Annotated in this window: 17 protein-coding genes; 14 read left to right on the forward strand and 3 right to left on the reverse strand. The window is 64.2% G+C overall.

Annotated elements, in window-relative coordinates:
- Positions 1-3: 3 nt before the first annotated feature.
- Together ACQ66H_RS01615 and ypfJ are read left to right on the forward strand one after the other, a co-directional pair.
- Complete coding sequence (locus ACQ66H_RS01615; protein WP_430432533.1) at positions 4-2,856, forward strand: CHASE domain-containing protein; 2,853 nt, start codon at positions 4-6, stop codon at positions 2,854-2,856.
- A gap of 37 nt (positions 2,857-2,893) precedes the next feature.
- Positions 2,894-3,769, forward strand: a complete 876-nt coding sequence (gene ypfJ, locus ACQ66H_RS01620; protein WP_430432534.1) for a KPN_02809 family neutral zinc metallopeptidase — start codon at positions 2,894-2,896, stop codon at positions 3,767-3,769.
- A gap of 14 nt (positions 3,770-3,783) precedes the next feature.
- Here ypfJ and ACQ66H_RS01625 read toward each other — a convergent pair whose 3' ends face one another.
- Positions 3,784-4,734: an IS481 family transposase gene (locus ACQ66H_RS01625; protein ID WP_430432535.1), complete on the reverse strand. Its 951-nt coding sequence runs from the start codon at positions 4,732-4,734 to the stop codon at positions 3,784-3,786.
- 115 nt (positions 4,735-4,849) lie between these two features.
- Positions 4,850-5,860 carry a zinc-dependent alcohol dehydrogenase family protein gene (locus ACQ66H_RS01630; RefSeq protein ID WP_430432536.1) on the reverse strand — a complete coding sequence of 337 codons (1,011 nt, stop codon included), beginning with the start codon at positions 5,858-5,860 and terminating at the stop codon, positions 4,850-4,852.
- Between the two features lie 144 nt (positions 5,861-6,004).
- Here ACQ66H_RS01630 and ACQ66H_RS01635 point away from each other — a divergent pair, with 144 nt between their 5' ends.
- The gene (locus ACQ66H_RS01635; protein ID WP_430432537.1) at positions 6,005-7,195 is read left to right on the forward strand and encodes a TIGR03790 family protein; all 1,191 of its coding nucleotides are present in this window, start codon (positions 6,005-6,007) and stop codon (positions 7,193-7,195) included.
- Here the strand turns inward: ACQ66H_RS01635 and waaA are convergent.
- Positions 7,182-8,471, reverse strand: a complete 1,290-nt coding sequence (gene waaA / locus ACQ66H_RS01640; RefSeq protein ID WP_430432538.1) for a lipid IV(A) 3-deoxy-D-manno-octulosonic acid transferase — start codon at positions 8,469-8,471, stop codon at positions 7,182-7,184. The genes ACQ66H_RS01635 and waaA overlap by 14 nt on opposite strands.
- A gap of 161 nt (positions 8,472-8,632) precedes the next feature.
- On the opposite strand from waaA, the gene rfbF reads away from it, so the two are divergent.
- Genes rfbF through ACQ66H_RS01695 form a run of 11 tightly spaced genes read left to right on the forward strand, consistent with a single transcriptional unit; the run spans position 8,633 to position 18,040 of the window.
- Positions 8,633-9,403, forward strand: coding sequence for a glucose-1-phosphate cytidylyltransferase (gene rfbF, locus ACQ66H_RS01645; protein WP_430432539.1), 771 nt, complete (start codon positions 8,633-8,635; stop codon positions 9,401-9,403).
- Positions 9,400-9,606, forward strand: coding sequence for a hypothetical protein (locus ACQ66H_RS01650; protein WP_430432540.1), 207 nt, complete (start codon positions 9,400-9,402; stop codon positions 9,604-9,606). The genes rfbF and ACQ66H_RS01650 overlap by 4 nt, the downstream gene beginning before the upstream one ends.
- A complete protein-coding gene (gene rfbG, locus ACQ66H_RS01655; RefSeq protein WP_430432541.1) occupies positions 9,584-10,474 on the forward strand; it encodes a CDP-glucose 4,6-dehydratase in 891 nt (296 codons plus the stop codon). Before ACQ66H_RS01650 ends, rfbG begins: the two co-directional genes overlap by 23 nt.
- Positions 10,471-11,034: a dTDP-4-dehydrorhamnose 3,5-epimerase gene (gene rfbC / locus ACQ66H_RS01660; protein ID WP_430432542.1), complete on the forward strand. Its 564-nt coding sequence runs from the start codon at positions 10,471-10,473 to the stop codon at positions 11,032-11,034. The genes rfbG and rfbC overlap by 4 nt, the downstream gene beginning before the upstream one ends.
- Positions 11,031-12,260, forward strand: a complete 1,230-nt coding sequence (locus tag ACQ66H_RS01665; RefSeq protein ID WP_430432543.1) for a methyltransferase domain-containing protein — start codon at positions 11,031-11,033, stop codon at positions 12,258-12,260. Before rfbC ends, ACQ66H_RS01665 begins: the two co-directional genes overlap by 4 nt.
- Positions 12,257-13,099, forward strand: coding sequence for an NAD-dependent epimerase/dehydratase family protein (locus ACQ66H_RS01670; protein WP_430432544.1), 843 nt, complete (start codon positions 12,257-12,259; stop codon positions 13,097-13,099). The genes ACQ66H_RS01665 and ACQ66H_RS01670 overlap by 4 nt, the downstream gene beginning before the upstream one ends.
- Entirely contained in the window at positions 13,099-14,166 is a 1,068-nt protein-coding gene (locus ACQ66H_RS01675) for a class I SAM-dependent methyltransferase (protein WP_430432545.1), read from the forward strand. The genes ACQ66H_RS01670 and ACQ66H_RS01675 overlap by 1 nt, the downstream gene beginning before the upstream one ends.
- The gene (locus ACQ66H_RS01680) at positions 14,150-14,926 is read left to right on the forward strand and encodes a cephalosporin hydroxylase family protein (protein WP_430432546.1); all 777 of its coding nucleotides are present in this window, start codon (positions 14,150-14,152) and stop codon (positions 14,924-14,926) included. Before ACQ66H_RS01675 ends, ACQ66H_RS01680 begins: the two co-directional genes overlap by 17 nt.
- A 21-nt stretch (positions 14,927-14,947) precedes the next feature.
- Positions 14,948-16,465, forward strand: a complete 1,518-nt coding sequence (locus ACQ66H_RS01685; RefSeq protein WP_430432547.1) for a lipopolysaccharide biosynthesis protein — start codon at positions 14,948-14,950, stop codon at positions 16,463-16,465.
- Between the two features lies 1 nt (position 16,466).
- A complete protein-coding gene (locus ACQ66H_RS01690) occupies positions 16,467-17,195 on the forward strand; it encodes an FkbM family methyltransferase (protein WP_430432548.1) in 729 nt (242 codons plus the stop codon).
- Positions 17,196-17,215: 20 nt separating this feature from the next.
- The gene (locus tag ACQ66H_RS01695; RefSeq protein WP_430432549.1) at positions 17,216-18,040 is read left to right on the forward strand and encodes a glycosyltransferase family 2 protein; all 825 of its coding nucleotides are present in this window, start codon (positions 17,216-17,218) and stop codon (positions 18,038-18,040) included.
- Positions 18,041-18,046 lie beyond the last annotated feature (6 nt).

The following is an 18,046-nucleotide window of genomic DNA, read 5'->3' on the forward strand; positions in this document are numbered from 1 at the left end:
ACGATGGCAGCGACCGACGCCAGCCTGCGCCACCGGCTGACCATTCCCGACTGGCTGGCCTGGCTGGCGCTGTCGCTCGGCCTGCTGGTGACCGCCGCGGTGAGTACGCTGCTGTGGGACCGCCTGAATGCCGCCACCGCGCAGCGCTTCGACAGCGAGGTTGACAAGGTGGTCGCCCAGCTGCGCCGGCGCATGGTTGCGCACGAGGAAATCCTGCGCGGCGCGGCCGGCCTGGTTCGCGCGAGCCGCGAGGTCACGCGCGACGAGTGGCGCGACTATGTGAACGAGCTCAATCTGGAGCGCAACTTTCCGGGCATCCTCGGCGTCGGTCTGTCGGTGCGCTTGCCAGCGGCCGACAAGGCGGCACACGAGGCGGCGATCCGCCGGCAGATGCCCGATTACGCGATCAAGCCCGACACGCCGCGCGCCGAGTATCACAGCATCCTCTTCCTCGCCCCGTTGAACGAGCGCAACCGCAGGGCGATCGGCTTCGACATGAATTCGGAGCCGATACGGTCGGCGGCGATGAGCCGCGCGCGCGACATCGGCGACGCCGCGCTGTCGGGGCGGGTGACTTTGATGCAGGAGGGCAAGGACGGCGTTCAGCCGGGCTTCCTTCTGTACTACCCGGTGTATGCGCGGGGTGCCGCAGTCGATACCGTCGAGGCTCGCCGGCGCGCGCTGATCGGCTACGCCTACAGCCCCTATCGCGCGCACGATCTGTTCGGCAGCGCGCTGCGCGGCTATGCCGACCATGTCGTGGTTGCCATTCACGACGGTCGGGGCGCGGACAAGGAGACGCTGCTCTACAGCAATGCCGGCGCCGGTCAGAAGCTGTCCGGCCTGGAGGACGTGCGCGAGATCGAGGTCGCGGGGCACGTCTGGACGGTGCGTACCTGCGCGCCCGCCGGATTCGGCTCCGACCATCTGGTGCTGTGGCTGGTGCCGCTGATGGGTATCGCGCTGAGCGCGGTACTTTTCCATCTGCTGCGGCTGCTGGCCGAGACCGCCCGGGCGCATCGCAATGCGCGGGCGACGACGCGCGAACTCGCGCTCAGCGAAACGCGGCTGTCGGCCGTGCTCGACACGGCTGCCGACGGTATCGTGACGACCGACGAGAGCGGCATGGTGCTGACCATGAACCGCTCGGCTGCCGACATGTTCGACCGCCGTCCGGACGAAGTGATCGGCCTGCCGCTGTCACGTCTGCTGCCGCAGTTCGACGCCGCCTGGTTCGCCGCGCGGCTGCACGATGCGCAATCCGGCGCCCGCCTGGCGCGGCACGAGGACTGCACCGGCTTGCGCGGCGGCGTACGGCAGTTCCCGGTGACCGTCTCGGCCAGCGGGTTCGTGCATGACGGGCGCGTGGTTCACACACTGCTGCTGCGCGACGTGAGCGAGCAGGTGGCCGCGCAGACGCGCATGCGCCTGCACGACCGGGCACTCGAGTCGTCGAGCGAGGCGGTGCTCATTCGCGACGTACAGCGCGCCGGCCTGCCCGTGGTCTATGTGAATGCAGCTTTCGAGCGACTGACCGGGCGCAGTGCGCAGGCGCTCATCGGGCGTCCTTTCTCGTATGCCGCCGACGGTGCGTCGGACGACCGCGTCGGCGACGAGATGCGTTGGGCCGTTGCCCATGGCAAGCCCTTCAGCACGACCGCAGAAGTGCGGCGGGCGGACGGGCGCACGATGTGGGTGGCGCTGTCTTCGTCACCGGTACGCGACAACGATGGACAGGTGACGCACTACGTCGATGTGTTCGACGACATCACCGAGCGGGTCGAATTCGAGCAGAAGCTGATCCGCCGCACCAATCGCCTGCACACGGTGTTCGCGCTGTCGCCCGACGGCTTCGTCACCTTCGATGCGGACGGCATCCTGACCAATGTGAACCCGGCTTTCGTGCGCATGACGCATCTGGCGCAGAGCGAACTGCTGGGGCTGGACGCGCAGACCTTCGACCGGCGCATGGCCGGGCTGTCGGACCCGGCGCAGCCCTGGCCGGAGTTCGCGCTCGACGGGTCGAGCGAGGCGGCGCAGCGGCTGTGGCTGCTGCGCCCGGAGCGCCGCGTGCTCGAGCGCAGTGCGCGCGTGGCACCGCAGGGGCGGTCGGAAACGGTGCTCTACTTCCGCGACATCACCCAGCAGTTCGAAGTCGACCGGATGAAGAGCGAGTTCCTCAGCACGGCGGCGCATGAACTGCGCACGCCGCTGTCGTCCATCTTCGGTTTCGCCGAACTGCTGCTGAACCGCGAGTACGACGAGACGGCGCGCCGGCGCATGCACGGCATCATCCACCGGCAGTCGCGCGTGCTGGTGAACCTGATCAACGACCTGCTCGACCTTGCCCGCATCGAAGCGCGTGCCGGACAGGATTTCCGCTACGAGGACCTGCCGGTCAAGATGCTCATCAACGCGACGCTGGAAGGCCTCGCGATGCCGGGCGACACGCATCGCGTGTCGCTGGACATGCCACAGTCGATGCCGCGCATCCGCGTTGACCACGAGAAGATGGTGCGCGCGCTGAGCAACATCATCACCAACGCCTTCAAGTACTCGCCGGACGGCGGCGAGGTCAGGTTGTCGGTGACCGAGGTGACGCGCAACTCGCGCCTGATGGCCGGCATCCACGTCAGCGACCAGGGCATCGGCATGACGCCCGAGCAGCAGGCGCGCATCTTCGAGCGCTTCTACCGCGCCGACCCCTCGGGCAACATTCCGGGCACCGGTCTGGGCATGTCGCTGGTCAAGGAGATCATGGATCTGCACGGCGGCGAGATCGAAATCGTCAGTGCGCCCGGCGCGGGCACCACGGTCACGCTGTGGCTGCCGGTGATGGATACCGCCACCACCTGATCCGCCTATCATGTGCGTCTGCGAGGAGGGGGCGAGCATGCGACTGGACGACGGACGGGAAAGTGAGAACATCGAGGACAGGCGCGGCGCCCGCGGCGGCCTGCCGGGTGGCGGGCGCAGCATAGGCATCGGCACCATCGTGCTGGCGCTGGTGGCGATGTATTTCGGCGTCGATCCGTCGGTGGTGCTCAATATGGGCGCGGGTCTGCCGGATGCACAGCAGCAGGCACCGGTACAGCCGGGTGTGCAGTTGACCGGTCAGGCCGAGCAGGACGGCCTGGCGCGCTTCACCTCGCGCGTGCTGGCCGACACCGAGGACACCTGGGGCGCGCTGTTCCGCGCCGGCGGCGGCGAGTACCGCGAGCCGCGGCTGGTGCTCTACACCGGCGGCACGCAGACCGGCTGCGGCATGGGGCAGGCGGCAATGGGGCCTTTCTATTGCCCGGCCGACGAACGCGTCTATCTCGACCTCGGTTTCTACGACGACCTGCAGCGCCGCTTCGGCGCGCCCGGCGATTTCGCCCAGGCCTATGTGATCGCGCACGAGGTCGGGCACCACGTGCAGCACCAGCTGGGCATTGCCGAAAAAGTGCAGCGTGCGAAACAGCGCGCAGGCGAGCGCGCGGCCAACCTGCTGCAGGTCCGGATGGAACTGCAGGCCGACTGCTTCGCCGGCATCTGGGCGCACCACGCCAACCGCTCGCGCAGCATCCTGGAGCAGGGCGACGTCGAAGAGGCGCTGCGCGCCGCCACCGCCATCGGCGACGACACGCTGCAGAAACAGGCGCAGGGCTATGTGGTGCCGGAAAGCTTCACCCACGGCAGCGCCGAACAGCGCATGCGCTGGTTCCGCCGCGGGCTGGAACAGGGCGAGATGGCGGCCTGCGATACCTTCTCGGCGAAGGCGCTTTGAGGGAGGGCTAGGGACTAGGTGTGAAGAGTCAAGAGGTTGTTCTGCGAATTTGAGAGACGGGACATAGGGACTTTGCAAGCGATGCCGTGATGAGGTCGGTGCCAGTTGTAGAAGTGGTTCCAGAGAGGCAAAGCGGCTTTGCGCAGGTCGGAGTTGGGATAGGAATGGCCGTAGGCCCACTCGCGCAGAGCTGACTGGATGAAGCGCTCTGCCTTGCCATTGGTCTGTGGCCGATAGGCTCGTGTGAACTTGTGTTTGATCCCCAGCTCGGTGCAGGCCTGAGCGAAGGCGAGCGAGTGGAAGGCAGGTCCGTTGTCGGTGAGCACGCGCTGTACGGTGACACCGAGCGTTGCGTAATAGGCGACGGCATTTCGCAGGAAGCTCACGGCGCTGTCTTTGCGCTCATCGGGGTGCATGTCGGTGAAAGCAATGCGCGAATGGTCGTCGATGGCCACAAACAAGTGTTCCCAGCCTACGCCGCGGGTGCGCTTGCGATAATCGGCTGTGATTCGATGACCCACAGCGGTGAAGCGGCCCAACTTCTTGATGTCGATGTGGAGCAGTTCGCCGGGCGTCTGGCGCTCGTAGCGCTGTATGGACTCCGTCGGGGCCAGATCGCTGAACCTTGAGAGGCCGGCTCGTCGGAGCACCCGGCTGACCGTTGCTTTGGATACGCCGGTGTAGGAGGCGATCCGGGATTGAAGAAAGAGTTTGCGGCGCAGCTCGATGATGGTCAGCGCGACTTCTGGGGCAATGCTTCGGGGAGAACGGGCGGGACGGGACGACTTGTCTGCAAGTCCAGCCGGACCTTCGGCCAGGTAGCGCCCCAGCCATTTGCGGGAAGTGACACTGCTGACGCCGTTACGCTTCGCCGCATCAGAGGCCGACAGACCTCTCACACGCATGTCCAACACCATTTCCAGGCGACGAAGGTAGGTCAATCGGGCATTCTTGTGGGTGTTCATCCGGAATCCTGTTCGAGAGAGCTTGGGGGTTTGGCGATTTCCAGTCTCTCAGAACTTCTCCGGGTGAACACCCGAAACAACCTATTGAAGCTTCACACCTAGCCCCTAGCGCCCCTCAGCCAATACTCACCACCACCTTGCCCACGTGGGCCTGGCTCTGCTGGTGTGCGAGTGCTGCGCGTGCTTCGTCGAAGCCGAATACGCGGTCGATGACCGGGTGGATCTTGTGCAGCGAGATCACCGCATTCATCGATTCGAACATTTCGCGCGAGCCGACGAACACGCCGCGCACGGTCGAGGTGGTGAACAGCAGCGGCAGCGGGTTGATTTCGCCGCCGGTCAGCACACCGATCAGGTGCGCCTGTCCGTTCTGGCCGAGTGAGGCGATCGAGCGCTGCAGCGTGCCCGGGCCGCCGACCTCGACCACGTGATTCACGCCTGCGCCGCCGGTGGCGGTGCGCACTTCCTGATCCCACTCCGGGTGGCTGCGGTAATTGATCAGCGTGGTCGCGCCCAGCGACTTCGCCTTTTCCAGCTTGGCGTCGCTCGACGAGGTGGCGATCACTTCGGCGCCGGCCGCCTTCGCCAGCTGCAGCGCGAACATCGACACGCCGCCGGTGCCGAGCACCAGCACGCGTTCGCCGGCACGCAGCGGGGCCGGGCCTTCGAACAGCGCGTTCCACGCGGTCAGCGCGGCGCAGGGCAGGGTCGCCGCTTCCTCGAAGCTCAGATGCGCCGGCTTGGCGACCAGCGATTCCTGCGGGAACAGGCGGTACTCGGTGAGCACGCCGGGTGCGGTGCCGCCCAGGGTCTTGCCGAAATACGCCGGCTGCAGTTGACCGGCGATCCATGTTTCGAAGAAGGTGCCGATCACGTGGTCGCCAGCGGCAAAACGATCGACGCCCGCGCCGATCTCGACCACCTCGCCGGCGCCGTCGGACAGCGGGATCAGATCCTTCGAGTCAACGCCGGGATACAGGCCCTGCAGGATGAACAGATCGCGATAGTTCAGCGACGCTGCGCGCATCTTGACCAGTACCTGACCCGGACCGGGGCGCGGGACTTCAGCGTCGATCATCGTCAGGCTGTCTGCATTGCACTGCTCACGATAGGCTTGATAACGCATTCGAGTGAACCTCCGTTGGATAGTGTCGTGGGCGCAGGGCTGGATCTGCGCCCGGATGGTGCCACGCCCACGCGCGGACAGGTGTCTCGCAGGCGCTTGCCTATATAGACTGTCGGCCTGATCGAAATGCGCTCCGGACGCCACATGCCGAAACTCACTGTCTATCTTCGCTGCCTGCTGCTCGCCCTGCTGTTGCCGCTCGCCGACGTCGCACGAGCACTGGGCCCGGGCGAGCTGGCGGTCATCGTCAATGTGTCCGATCCGGCCAGTGTCGATGCCGGCACCTACTACCGCATCCGCCGCGGCATACCAGAGGCGAACCTGATCGAGGTGCGGCTGCCGCACGACCGCGCGGCACTGACACGCGCCGAGTTCGAAGCGCTGCAGGCGGAAGTGGAGCAGAAGCTGCCGTCCGGCATCCAGGCGTTCGCGCTGGCATGGACCAAGCCGTGGCGCGCCGGTTGCATGAGCATCACCTCGGCCTTCGCCTTCGGCTACGACGAACGCTTCTGCTCCGACAGCTGCGGGCCGACGCAGACCAGCCGGATGTTCAATGGCGGTCGCGCCATGAGCGAGGACATGCCGATGCCACGGCCGGCCATGCTGCTGGCCGGCGAATCGGTCGAGCAGGTGCGTCAGCTGATCGACCGCGGCATCGCCTCGGACTACAGCTATCCGAAAGGCAGCGTCTATCTGGTGCGCACCGAGGATTCCGCGCGCAATGTGCGCGCCGGCATGTTCGACGAAATCGTGCAGCAGGTGCGCGGCCTGCATTTCGAGACGCCGACGGCAGCCGAGGCGGGCGGGCGGCGCGACGTGATCGGCTATTTCACCGGTGCGGTCAGGGTGCCGGCGATCGACACGCTCACCTTCCTGCCCGGCGCGCCGGCCGATCATCTGACCTCCTTCGGCGGCCAGCTGACCGGCAACCGGACGCAGATGAGCGCCCTCGAATGGTTGCGGGCCGGCGCCACGGGCAGCTACGGCACCGTGGTCGAGCCGTGCAACCACCTCGGCAAGTTTCCGCACCCGGGCATCCTGATGACCTACTACGCCGAGGGCGAAACGCTGATCGAGGCCTACTGGAAAAGCGTGGCCTGGCCCGGCGAAGGCGTGTTCGTCGGCGAGCCGCTGGCGCGGCCCTTCGGCATGCGCACGACGCGCGACGACAAGGGCTGGTGGCTGGAAAGCCACTCGGCCGCCGGGCGCCGCGCCGTGGTCGAAGTGGCGCCGAGCGTGGTCGGGCCGTATCGCCTGGCCGGTACTGTGCAGATTCCCGCCGGACACGGGAGGCAGCGACTGAAGGTGGAGGCGGGGGCGGTCAGGGTGCGCTGAGGGGAGCAGTCTGCGTTCCGGTGACGCGAACCAGGAGCGGTCGCAATAGCGTCATGCAGCGTCCCGTGGCGCCACCGTGCTGGGCTGCGAAAGCCAGCGCGGCAGCTGACATCGCACCGCGGCCCGCATCATCATCGATCAGGCGGGCGACACAGACGGCCATGGCGCCCGCGTCGGCGGCGCGTACAGCCGCGCCAGCCGCGATAGCGTCTTCAGTCGCTTGGGTGAAATTGAAGGTGTGAGGTCCGACGATGACAGGGCACGCCATTGCGCATGCCTCGATCAGGTTCTGTCCGCCCAGTGGCAGCCAGCTGCCGCCGATCACCGCGACATCCGCCATTGCATACCAGGCGAACATTTCGCCCATGGAGTCACCGAGCCACACCCGTGCGTTAGGGCCGGGCACCCCTTGCTGGCTGCGCCGGACCATAGACAGTCCGCGCTGCAAGACCTGGGCGGCAACCTCGTCAAAGCGTTGGGGGTGACGCGGCACGAGGGCAATCAACACCTCGGCGGGCAACGTCGAGTCTAGTGCAGACAGCAGCACTTCCTCTTCGCCTTCGCGAGTACTCGCCAGCAGCACCACGCGTCGCCCGCCGAGCGCGGCACGCCAGCTGGCTCCGAGCTCACGCTGGGCGTGCGGGATGGCGACGTCAAACTTGAGGTTGCCGCAGACCGCTACGCGAGGGGCGCCAAGGTCTCTCAATCGAGCGGCGTCGGCCGCTGTCTGGGCGGCGATGACCTGCAGGCTTTCCAGCATCGGTCGCGTCAGCCAGGCGATACGGGCGTAGCCGCGAGCCGAACGCTCGGACATGCGGGCATTCAGCAACGCGACTGGTACTCCAGTCTGTCTGCACGCGGCTAACAGGTTGGGCCACAGTTCGGTCTCTAGCAGGATGCCGAACGCTGGTTGCCATCGTGCGAGAAAGGCCCGCTGCGCCCAGGGCAGGTCCCAGGGCAGCCAGGCCAGCGTCACCTCGTCACCGTAAAGATTACGCGCCGTGGCGCGACCTGTTGCAGTGGTCTGGGTCAGAAGGATGCGAGTGCCGGGCACAGCTTTCTGCAGGGCGGCGATCAAAGGCTGCGCTGCCCGTGTCTCGCCTACGGATACGGCGTGAATCCAGATCGTGGGCTGTTGCGGAACGTTCGTGAATAGCCCGAGGCGCTCCTTCATGGCTTCGCGATACCCCTTTTCCGCGGTTCCCCGCCACAGAAGGCGCAGACCAGCCAAAAGCAGTACAAGCAACCAGATGAGGTTGTAGAGGATGCGGGTCAATGGAGTCTGTGGATGGGGCACTCGTGGCCGCGAGGCGCAAGCATACCAATATCGCACCCTGCCCCCCGGGGCGGCAGGCGAGACGTGAGATAATCAAAAGATCCAACTGGGCGCCAGCGCATGTGCCCGGCGTGCCCGTTTACTCCTGATGGATCCAATAAATGAAAGCCGTGATTCTGGCCGGCGGCCTTGGTACGCGCATTTCCGAAGAGTCCCATCTGCGGCCGAAGCCGATGATCGAAATCGGCGGTCGGCCCATCCTGTGGCACATCATGAAAATCTATTCCCGCTACGGGATCAGCGACTTCGTGATCTGCCTTGGTTACAAGGGATATGTAATCAAGGAGTACTTCGCAAACTACTTCCTCCATATGTCCGATGTCACCTTCGACATGTCGAACAACAGCATGGAAGTGCATCAGCGCTACGTGGAACCTTGGCGCGTCACGCTGGTGGATACCGGCGAGAACACATTGACCGGCGGGCGCCTGCGTCGTGTCCGCGACCATCTTAGCGACGAACCCTTCTGCTTCACTTACGGAGATGGCGTGGCAGATGTCGATATCGGTGCGCTCGTCACCTTTCATCGCGCACACGGACGCGACGCCACGGTCACAGCGATACAGCCGCCTGGACGCTATGGTGCGCTGAATCTAGATGGTGAGGCGGTGCGTGGTTTTCAGGAAAAACCGGCGGGGGATGGTGCGTGGATCAACGGCGGCTTCTTCGTCCTGAACCCTTCGGTCATCGACGGCATCGCGGGCGATGACACCAGCTGGGAAGGCGAGCCCCTGATGCGGCTTGCCGCTGACGACCGTCTGAGGGCCTATTCGCACCGTGGCTTCTGGCACGCGATGGACACACTGCGGGACAAGAACCACCTTGAAGAACTCTGGCGTGGCGGCCGCGCGCCGTGGAAGTGCTGGGAATGAAACTCGGCGATTTCTGGCACGGGCGCCGTGTCCTGCTGACCGGTCATACCGGGTTCAAGGGAAGTTGGCTCACACTTTGGCTGCATGCGCAGGGCGCCGAGGTGCATGGCTACGCTCTTGCGCCGCCGACCTCGCCCAATCTGTTTACAGTGGCCCGAGTTGAACGGATCACTCGCGTCGTTGACCATCGCCGACATTCGTGACGCGACTGCACTGCGGGCGACCTTTCAAGCGGTGCGTCCGCATATCGTCTTTCACCTGGCCGCGCAAGCTCTGGTGCGTCAATCCTATCGCGAGCCGGTTGACACCTTTTCCACCAATGTAATGGGCGTCGTCAATGTGATGGAAGCGGTGCGCAGCGTCGGCGGCGTCAGGGCGTTGGTCAACGTGACGACCGATAAGTGCTACGAAAACCGGGAGTGGCCCTGGGCCTATCGCGAAATCGAGGCTATGGGCGGGCATGACCCATACAGTGCCAGCAAGGGCTGCGCCGAACTGGTCACGGCGGCCTATCGCGCCTCCTTTCTGAAAGAAGCGGGGGTTGCGGTTGCGACTGCCCGGGCAGGCAACGTGATCGGCGGCGGCGACTGGGCCGAAGATCGGCTGCTGCCGGACATTTTTCGTGCGCTCGATGCGCGCTGTGCGTTGCCGGTGCGTTCGCCGCATGCTGTGCGGCCCTGGCAGCATGTGCTCGAACCGCTGTCCGGCTATCTTGCGTTGGCCGAGGCGCTGGTCGGTGGCAGTGGCGATCTCGCAGAAGCATGGAACTTCGGTCCGGCGGAAGACGATGCGCGCAGTGTCGGCTGGATCGTCGAACACCTCGCGTCGCGCCTGCCCGATCTGGTGTGGCAGGTCAACGCCGCGCCGCAGCCGCACGAAGCCCATTATTTGAAGCTCGATAGCAGCAAGGCCCGTTCGCGCCTGTGCTGGCGGCCGCGCTGGCGGCTGAGCGAAGCACTCGACCGCACCCTGCAGTGGCATCAGGCGTGGCGGGGCGGCGTAGACATGCGCGCCTTCAGTCTGGGTCAAATTGCCGAATATGCCGCTGCCGCAGATGCAGACCGTTCATGAGTAATCGCCCTGACTGGTCGCCTACGCCGCTCGCCGGGCTGGTCGTCGTGCAGCGTCCGCGCATCGAGGATCACCGCGGTTTCTTCTCGCGCTTCTTCTGTGCCGATACGTTGCGCGAAGCCGGCTTCGATGCGCCTGTCGCGCAGATTAATCACACACTGACGCGCACCCGCGGCGCGCTGCGCGGCCTGCATTACCAGCGTGCGCCACACGCCGAGGTGAAGATGGTGAGTTGCCTGCGGGGCGAGGTGTTCGACGTCGCCGTTGACCTGCGCGCCGGTTCTACCACTTTCCTGCGCTGGTACTGCGAGGTGCTGTCCGCCGGTAATCAGCGTAGCTTGTTGATTCCGCGAGGTTTTGCGCACGGCTTTCAGGCGCTGACCGACGATTGCGAACTGCTTTACCTGCATAGCGCCGCCTATGCGCCGGAATCTGAGGCTGCGATCAACGCACTTGATCCGGCACTGGCGATCCGCTGGCCGCTGGACATTACCGACATGTCGGAACGCGATCGTGCGCATCCGATGCTCGACCCGGATTTCAAGGGAATCACCGCATGAAATGTCGCCACTGCGGCACTGAACTGACCTTGCCGCTGATCGATCTGGGCAGCGCACCGCCGTCCAATTCCTACCTAACGCCGGCGGCGCTGTTCGGACCCGAGAAGTGGTATCCGCTGCGCGTGCTCGTGTGTACTGGCTGCTGGCTGGCACAAACCGAGGACTATGCACACCACGCGGAACTGTTCGCTGAGGACTACGCCTATTTCAGTTCCTTTTCGACGAGCTGGCTCGCACACGCAAAGCGTTATGTCGAAGACATGGTTGATCGCTTCGCTCTCGACCGGGATTCTCATGTGGTAGAGGTGGCTTCGAACGATGGCTACCTGCTGCAGTACGTGCGCGAGCGCGGCATCTCCTGCCTCGGCATCGAACCGACTGCGAGCACCGCGGCCGCGGCGCGCAAGCGCGGCATCGAGGTGTTCGAGCGCTTCTTCGGCGTTGAGCTTGCCAAGGAACTGGCCGCAGCCGGTCAGCGCGCGGACCTGATGGCCGCGAACAATGTGCTTGCGCATGTGCCGGACATCAACGACTTCGTTGCGGGTTTTGACTGTCTGCTCAAGGACGACGGCGTCGCGACCTTCGAGTTCCCGCACCTGCTCAACCTGGTTAAGCAGAATCAGTTCGACACCGTCTATCACGAGCACTTCTCCTATCTGTCGTTGACCGCTGTCACGCGCATCTTCGAAGCGAACGGTCTGACGGTGTTCGATGTCGATGAGCTGCCGACGCACGGTGGCAGCCTGCGCGTTTACGCTCAGCGCAGTGCGACCGGCCCACACGCCGTGACACCGCGGGTTGGGGCGGCGCTCGGGCGCGAGCGGGATGCAGGTATGGCGACGGCAGATTTCTACAGCGGCTTCCAGGCGAGAGCGGAGAGGGTCAAGAACGATCTGGTCGCCTTCCTGATTGATGCACGGCGCCAGGGGCTCAAGGTCGCCGGCTATGGCGCTGCCGCCAAAGGCAACACGCTGTTGAATTTCGCCGGCATTCGCGGCGACCTGATCGAGTTCGTCGTCGATCGCAATCCAGCCAAGCAGGGCAAGTTCCTCCCCGGCTGTCGCATTCCGGTGGTCGGCGAGGACGCTCTGCGGAGTGCACGTCCCGATCTCATCGTGGTGTTGCCCTGGAATCTGCGGGACGAGGTAGTCGCGCAGCTCGACTATGTGCGCGAATGGGACGCCCGTTTCGTGGTGGCAGTCCCTGCGCTCGAGGTGATCGGATGAACGTGGTCGTCACCGGAGCGACCGGTTTCGTCGGTAGCCACCTGGTCGATGCCCTGCTGACTGCGGGCCATGCGGTCACGGCGGTATCCCGGGGACGACGTTCCTGGCCGGACTGGTCGGGCCATGTGAACCGGGTCGCTTTCGATCTGCATGACGGGGCTGCCGATCCCGTGATCGCGCTGGGCGTGCCCGATGTGCTGGTGCACCTCGCATGGCCTGGCTTGCCGAACTATCGAGACCTGTTCCATATCGAGACCAACCTGCCGGCCGATTGCCGCTTCCTCCGCCGCATGGTCGAGGCCGGTACACCACAGATACTGGTTACCGGAACCTGCTTCGAATACGGATTGCAGTCCGGCGCACTGCGGGAAGCACAGCCGGTCCAACCGGACAATCCCTATGGCATCGCCAAGAACACGCTGCGCCAGTACCTTGAGGCGCTGCGGCGCGAATATCCTTTCGTGCTGCAGTGGGCAAGACTGTTCTACCTGTATGGGCACGGGCAGAACCCGAACAGTCTGATGGCCCAGCTGGACGCTGCGATCGACCGCGGTGACGACGTGTTCCCGATGTCGGGCGGCGAGCAGTTGCGCGATTACCTGCCGATCGACAAGGCGGCCCGTGAGCTCTCCCTCCTGGCGGGTTCCGCTGCTGATGGCGTGTTCAATTGTTGCAGCGGCGTGCCGGTCTCCGTGCGCACCTTCGTCGAACGGCGCCTGCGCGAGCGTGGCAGCTCCATGCAGCTCGACCTCGGTCGCTACCGCTATCCTGACCACGAACCTTTCGCCTTCTGGGGCGTGCGGGAACGCTTGGATCGGGTGATGGAGTCTCTCTCTTGATGCGTGAACTTTTCAGGGCGGAACGCCTGCCGGTCCTCCAGAACCGGACCTATGAAACGGCGGCGGCTGCGCATGCCAGTCCGACCGGGGATGTCGTACTCGTGCAGGATCCTCAGACAGGACTCGTATTCAACGCGGCCTTTGATCCTTCGAAGCTCTCCTACGACGCGGACTACCAGAACGAGCAAGCGTGCTCGGGCGTGTTTCGTCAGCATCTCGACAGCGTGGCAGCCATCGTGGACAGATACCTTGCTGGCCGCACGCTGATCGAGGTCGGGTGCGGCAAGGGTGCCTTCCTGGAGCTGCTGCGTGAGCGGGGCTACGCGATCACAGGCATCGATCCGGCCTATGAGGGCGAGAACCCCGATGTGATCAAGGCTCCGTTCGAAGCCGGGCTCGGGCTGTCGGCCGAAGGAGTGGTAATGCGGCATGTGCTGGAGCACATGCAAGATCCCCTGTCCTTCCTGAACGCCATCGCGACTGCCAACGGTGGCCGCGGAATCGCGTATATCGAGGTTCCCTGCCTGGACTGGATATGCGCCCATCGTGCCTGGTTCGACATCTTCTACGAACATGTGAACTACTTCCGGCTGGTCGATTTCGATCGCATGTTCGGTCGCGTGATCGATCGCGGTCACGTTTTCGGAGGGCAGTACCTGTACGCGATGGTCAACATGGCGACATTGAGGGCTCCACGGGCCTCTGCCCAAGACCTCATCGACCTGCCCGGCGATTTCATGGCGGGAGTGGAGCGTGCGGGTGCGCTCGCCGGAGGGGCTGCGCGTCGCAACGCCATCTGGGGGGCGGCGTCCAAGGGGGTCATTTTCGCTACGCATCTCATGCGTCGTGGCGTGACTTTCGATGTCGCGATCGACATCAATCCGGCCAAGCAGGGCCGCTACCTGCCGGTCACTGCGCTGCGCGTCGCGTCTGCTGCCGAAGGTGCTGCGCTGCTGGCACCCGGCGACAACGTGTTCGTGATGAACTCGAACTACCTCGACGAGATCATCACGCAGTCGAACAACGCTTATTCCTACATTACGGTGGATCATGAACAACTTCTCTGACGAAGTGGCCGCACGCGTTGACGGCAATGGCCGCGACTCGGCACTGCAGGCCGGTGCCCGGAGTTTCCTGCTTGAATCGCTGCGCACGCAGTACTCGTACAATTTTTCCTGGCTCGGCCGTCCTGTCATCCAGTATCCGCAGGACATCGTTGCGATGCAGGAACTGATCTGGCTCGTGCAGCCAGATCTAATCATCGAGACCGGCATCGCGCACGGCGGATCGCTCATTCTTTCAGCGTCGATGCTCGAGCTCAATGCGGCGTGCGGAGGCAACCCCGATGCCCGAGTGCTGGGCATAGATATCGACATCCGTCCGCACAATCGCGCAGCTATCATTGCGCACCCGATGTCCCGTCGCATCGACATGATCCAGGGTTCGAGCATCGCACCCGACGTCATCGACAAGGTGAAGGCGCATGCCGGCGGCCGCCAGCGCGTGCTGGTCTGTCTCGACAGCAATCACACCCACGATCACGTTCTGGCGGAACTCGAGGCCTATGCGCCACTCGCTACCGCCGACAGCTACTGCATCGTGTTCGATACGGTGGTCGAGGACATCCCAAAAGCGCTGTCGGGTGACCGTCCGTGGGGACCCGGCGACAATCCGAAGACGGCGGTCCATGAATACCTGCGCCGAGTCGCGACCGAGGGTCGTACTGCCGCGGATGGCCGGCCGCTGCGTTTCGAGATCGACAAGTCGGTCGAGAACAAGCTGCTAGTCACTGTCGCCCCCGACGGCTATCTGCGCCGCGTGGCCTGATCCGGCCGAGCCCAGCCCCCCGTGTCGCTTCGCCGCAACGTCATCGCCAACTATCTCGGGCAGGGATGGGTGGCGATGATGCAACTGGCATTCGTGCCGTTGTACATCCGCTTTCTCGGGATTGAGGCCTATGGCCTGATAGGCGTGTTCGCGATGTTGCAGGCGTGGATGACACTGCTCGACATGGGCATGACACCGACGCTCGGACGCGAGATGGCTCGCTTTAGTGCCGGTCTGCACAGTGCCCCCGGAATACGCGACTTGCTGCGCACCGTCGAATGCCTCTGCCTGGCGGTGGTGGTAGCGGTGATTCTTGCGATGTTCGGTGCGTCCCGCTGGCTTGCCTCGAACTGGTTCCAGGCCGTCGCACTACCCGAGCCGGCGGTGGCGAATGCGCTTGCATTGATGGGGGGGGTCGCGTCACTGCGGCTCATCGAAGGGCTCTACCGCGGCGCGTTGCTGGGGCTGCAGAAGCAGGTGTTCTTTAATGTCTTCAATTCCGTCGTCGCCACTCTGCGAGCCGTCGGCGCTGTCGGCGTGCTGGCTTGGGTGTCACCGACGATCGAAGCCTTCTTCGCCTGGCAGGCACTGGTGTCGCTTATCGCTGCGATCGGACTTGCGTTGGTTACGAACCGTGCTCTGCCGCACGCTGGGCGCTCGGCGGTTTTTTCCCGTGCTGCGTTACTAGACATGCGCCGTTTCGCTGGCGGCATGATAGCGACGACCCTGCTTGCATTGCTGCTGACCCAGGTTGACAAGGTGCTGCTGTCGCGATTGCTGTCGCTGCAGGATTTTGGACATTACGCGCTCGCTTCGACTGTTGCATCGGCGCTGACCTTGCTTGTGACGCCGGTGACCCAGGCTTTCTACCCGCGATTCACCGAACTTGCAGCTAGCGGAAAGACTCCGGAGCTTGCGCTGCTTTATCATCGTGGTGCCCAACTGGTGACGGTATTGTGTGCCCCGCCCGCCCTCATCATGACCTGCCTGTCGGGCCCGCTGCTGCTCGCGTGGACAGGTGACGCCGCACTGTCGTCACAGGTCGCGCCATTGCTGACCCTGTTGGCGATGGGGACATTCCTGAATGCCCTCGTGCACATTCCCTACATGTTGCAGCTTGCTCATGGATGGCCCGGTTTCGCCGCGTGGATGAATGTGATTGCGGTGCTGCTTCTGGTTCCGGCCATTCTATGGCTCGTGCCGCGCCATGGCGCGCAGGGCGCAGCGTGGGCATGGGTGGTGCTCAATGCCGGTTACGTTCTGATCGGCCTGCCGTTCATGTATCGGAGATTGCTGCCGGCCGAGCGTCGAGACTGGTACGTGAAGGATGTCGCCATACCGCTGCTGGCAGCAGCCACCGTGACCGCGCCCTTTGTGCTGCTGTTGCGTGAACCGATGAGTGCGCCGGTGACCTGGGGCGCGATGCTGGCCTGCGGCGGGCTCTCTCTGCTGGTGGCCGTGAGCGCGGCGCACCGCCTGCGTGACGGGTTGCTGACCGTCTGGCCTTTTACGATTGCCCGCAGAACCTCGAATCCCTGACATGAAGAAACTGCTCGATGCTCGCAACCGCGGCATGCTGATGAAACGCGCTGTCGATCTGCTACGGCGCAAGGCCGGTATCGATTACCGCAAGTCCTATGCGCAGTGCGGCGAGGATGTGATCGCCCGCACCGTTTTCGACATGCTGAAGATCGCCCGTCCCACCTATCTCGATGTTGGGGCCCATCATCCGACCTTTCTCAGCAACACCTTCCTGTTCTACGAGCAAGGTAGCCGAGGCGTCACGGTGGAACCTGACCCCGAACTGCATTCACGTTTCCTCGACAAGCGTTCTGGGGACACCAATCTGAATATCGGGATCGGCCCGCAGCCCGGCGGGTTCGAACTGTTCATCATGTCCACGCGCACGCTCAACACGCTGTCCGAGGAGGAGGCGAGGCTGTATGTGTCGCAGGGCTACCGTATCGAGAAGCGCCACCGTGTCGAGGTCGTAACGATCAATGATGTGATGACCGAACATTTCGGCGGAGCACCGGACTTCCTGTCGGTTGACGTCGAGGGGCTGGACTACGAAATCCTTGCCTCACTCGATTTCAGCCGTTTCCGGCCCAAAGTCATCTGCGTGGAGACCATCGTGTTCTCCTCCACCGGAAAGGGCGAGAAACGCACCGAGATTGACACCCTGTTGTGCAAACGTGGCTATGTGCGTTTTGCGGACACTTATATCAACACGCTCTACGTGGATGAGCAGTCGTGGGTTAACCGCTGAGACCACGGGTTGGTGTTGGCGTGCCGACCTACAACCGCCCCGAAGGCCTGCGCCGTACTCTTGCTTGCCTGTGCGCCCAGACCTATCGCGAACTCGACATCCTGGTGTCCGACAATGCATCACCGGATCCGACGGTCGCCGCCGTGGTGGCGGACATGGCTGCGCGCGACCCGCGCATTCGCTACGTGCGTCAGCCCGAATCGCTGGGCGCGGCGGGCAACTTCCGTTTCGTGCTTGCACAGAGCGATGCCGAGTACTTCATGTGGGCTGCGGATGACGACGAATGGCAACCGGGATTCGTAGAGGCCTGCATGGGAGCCCTGCTGAGCACGCCGGGCGCAGTGTCGGCGATGACCGGGATCGAAACGCTGTACCGCACGAGCGGACGTCGTGTGCCGGTCGCTATGCCGTCGCTGTCCGTCCTGCAGGATGCCGCCACCAACGTGCGGGCATTCTTCGCGCGCATGACGCCCGGTATGTTCTACGGCGTTCATAGACGCGACGCCATCGTCTTCTTCCTGGATGACGACATGTTCGATTACTACGATTGCTACTTCGTCTTGCGCCTCATTGCGGCAGGCGGCGTGGTCCTGGTTGACGGCCCGCTATACACGGCGGGCGTCGATGCGGCGAAGTACCAGATAAAGCCGATGCGCAGATCGTGGGGAAGCGGGTTGCGCTATCGACCCTTTCACCGCGCGGTGCGCACGGTCATTGCAGCCGTAGAAGTACGTTACTTCCCTCGACGGATACTTGAATGCCGGCTGGCCCTGCTCGTTGCTCGCCTGTTCGTCGCACAGGAATGTGCGGCGTTGGTTCACCGAATCCGACGGTTCAGAGGCTGATCTCAC

This window comes from Methyloversatilis sp. (assembly GCF_965284615.1).
Classification (GTDB): Bacteria; Pseudomonadota; Gammaproteobacteria; order Burkholderiales; family Rhodocyclaceae; genus Methyloversatilis.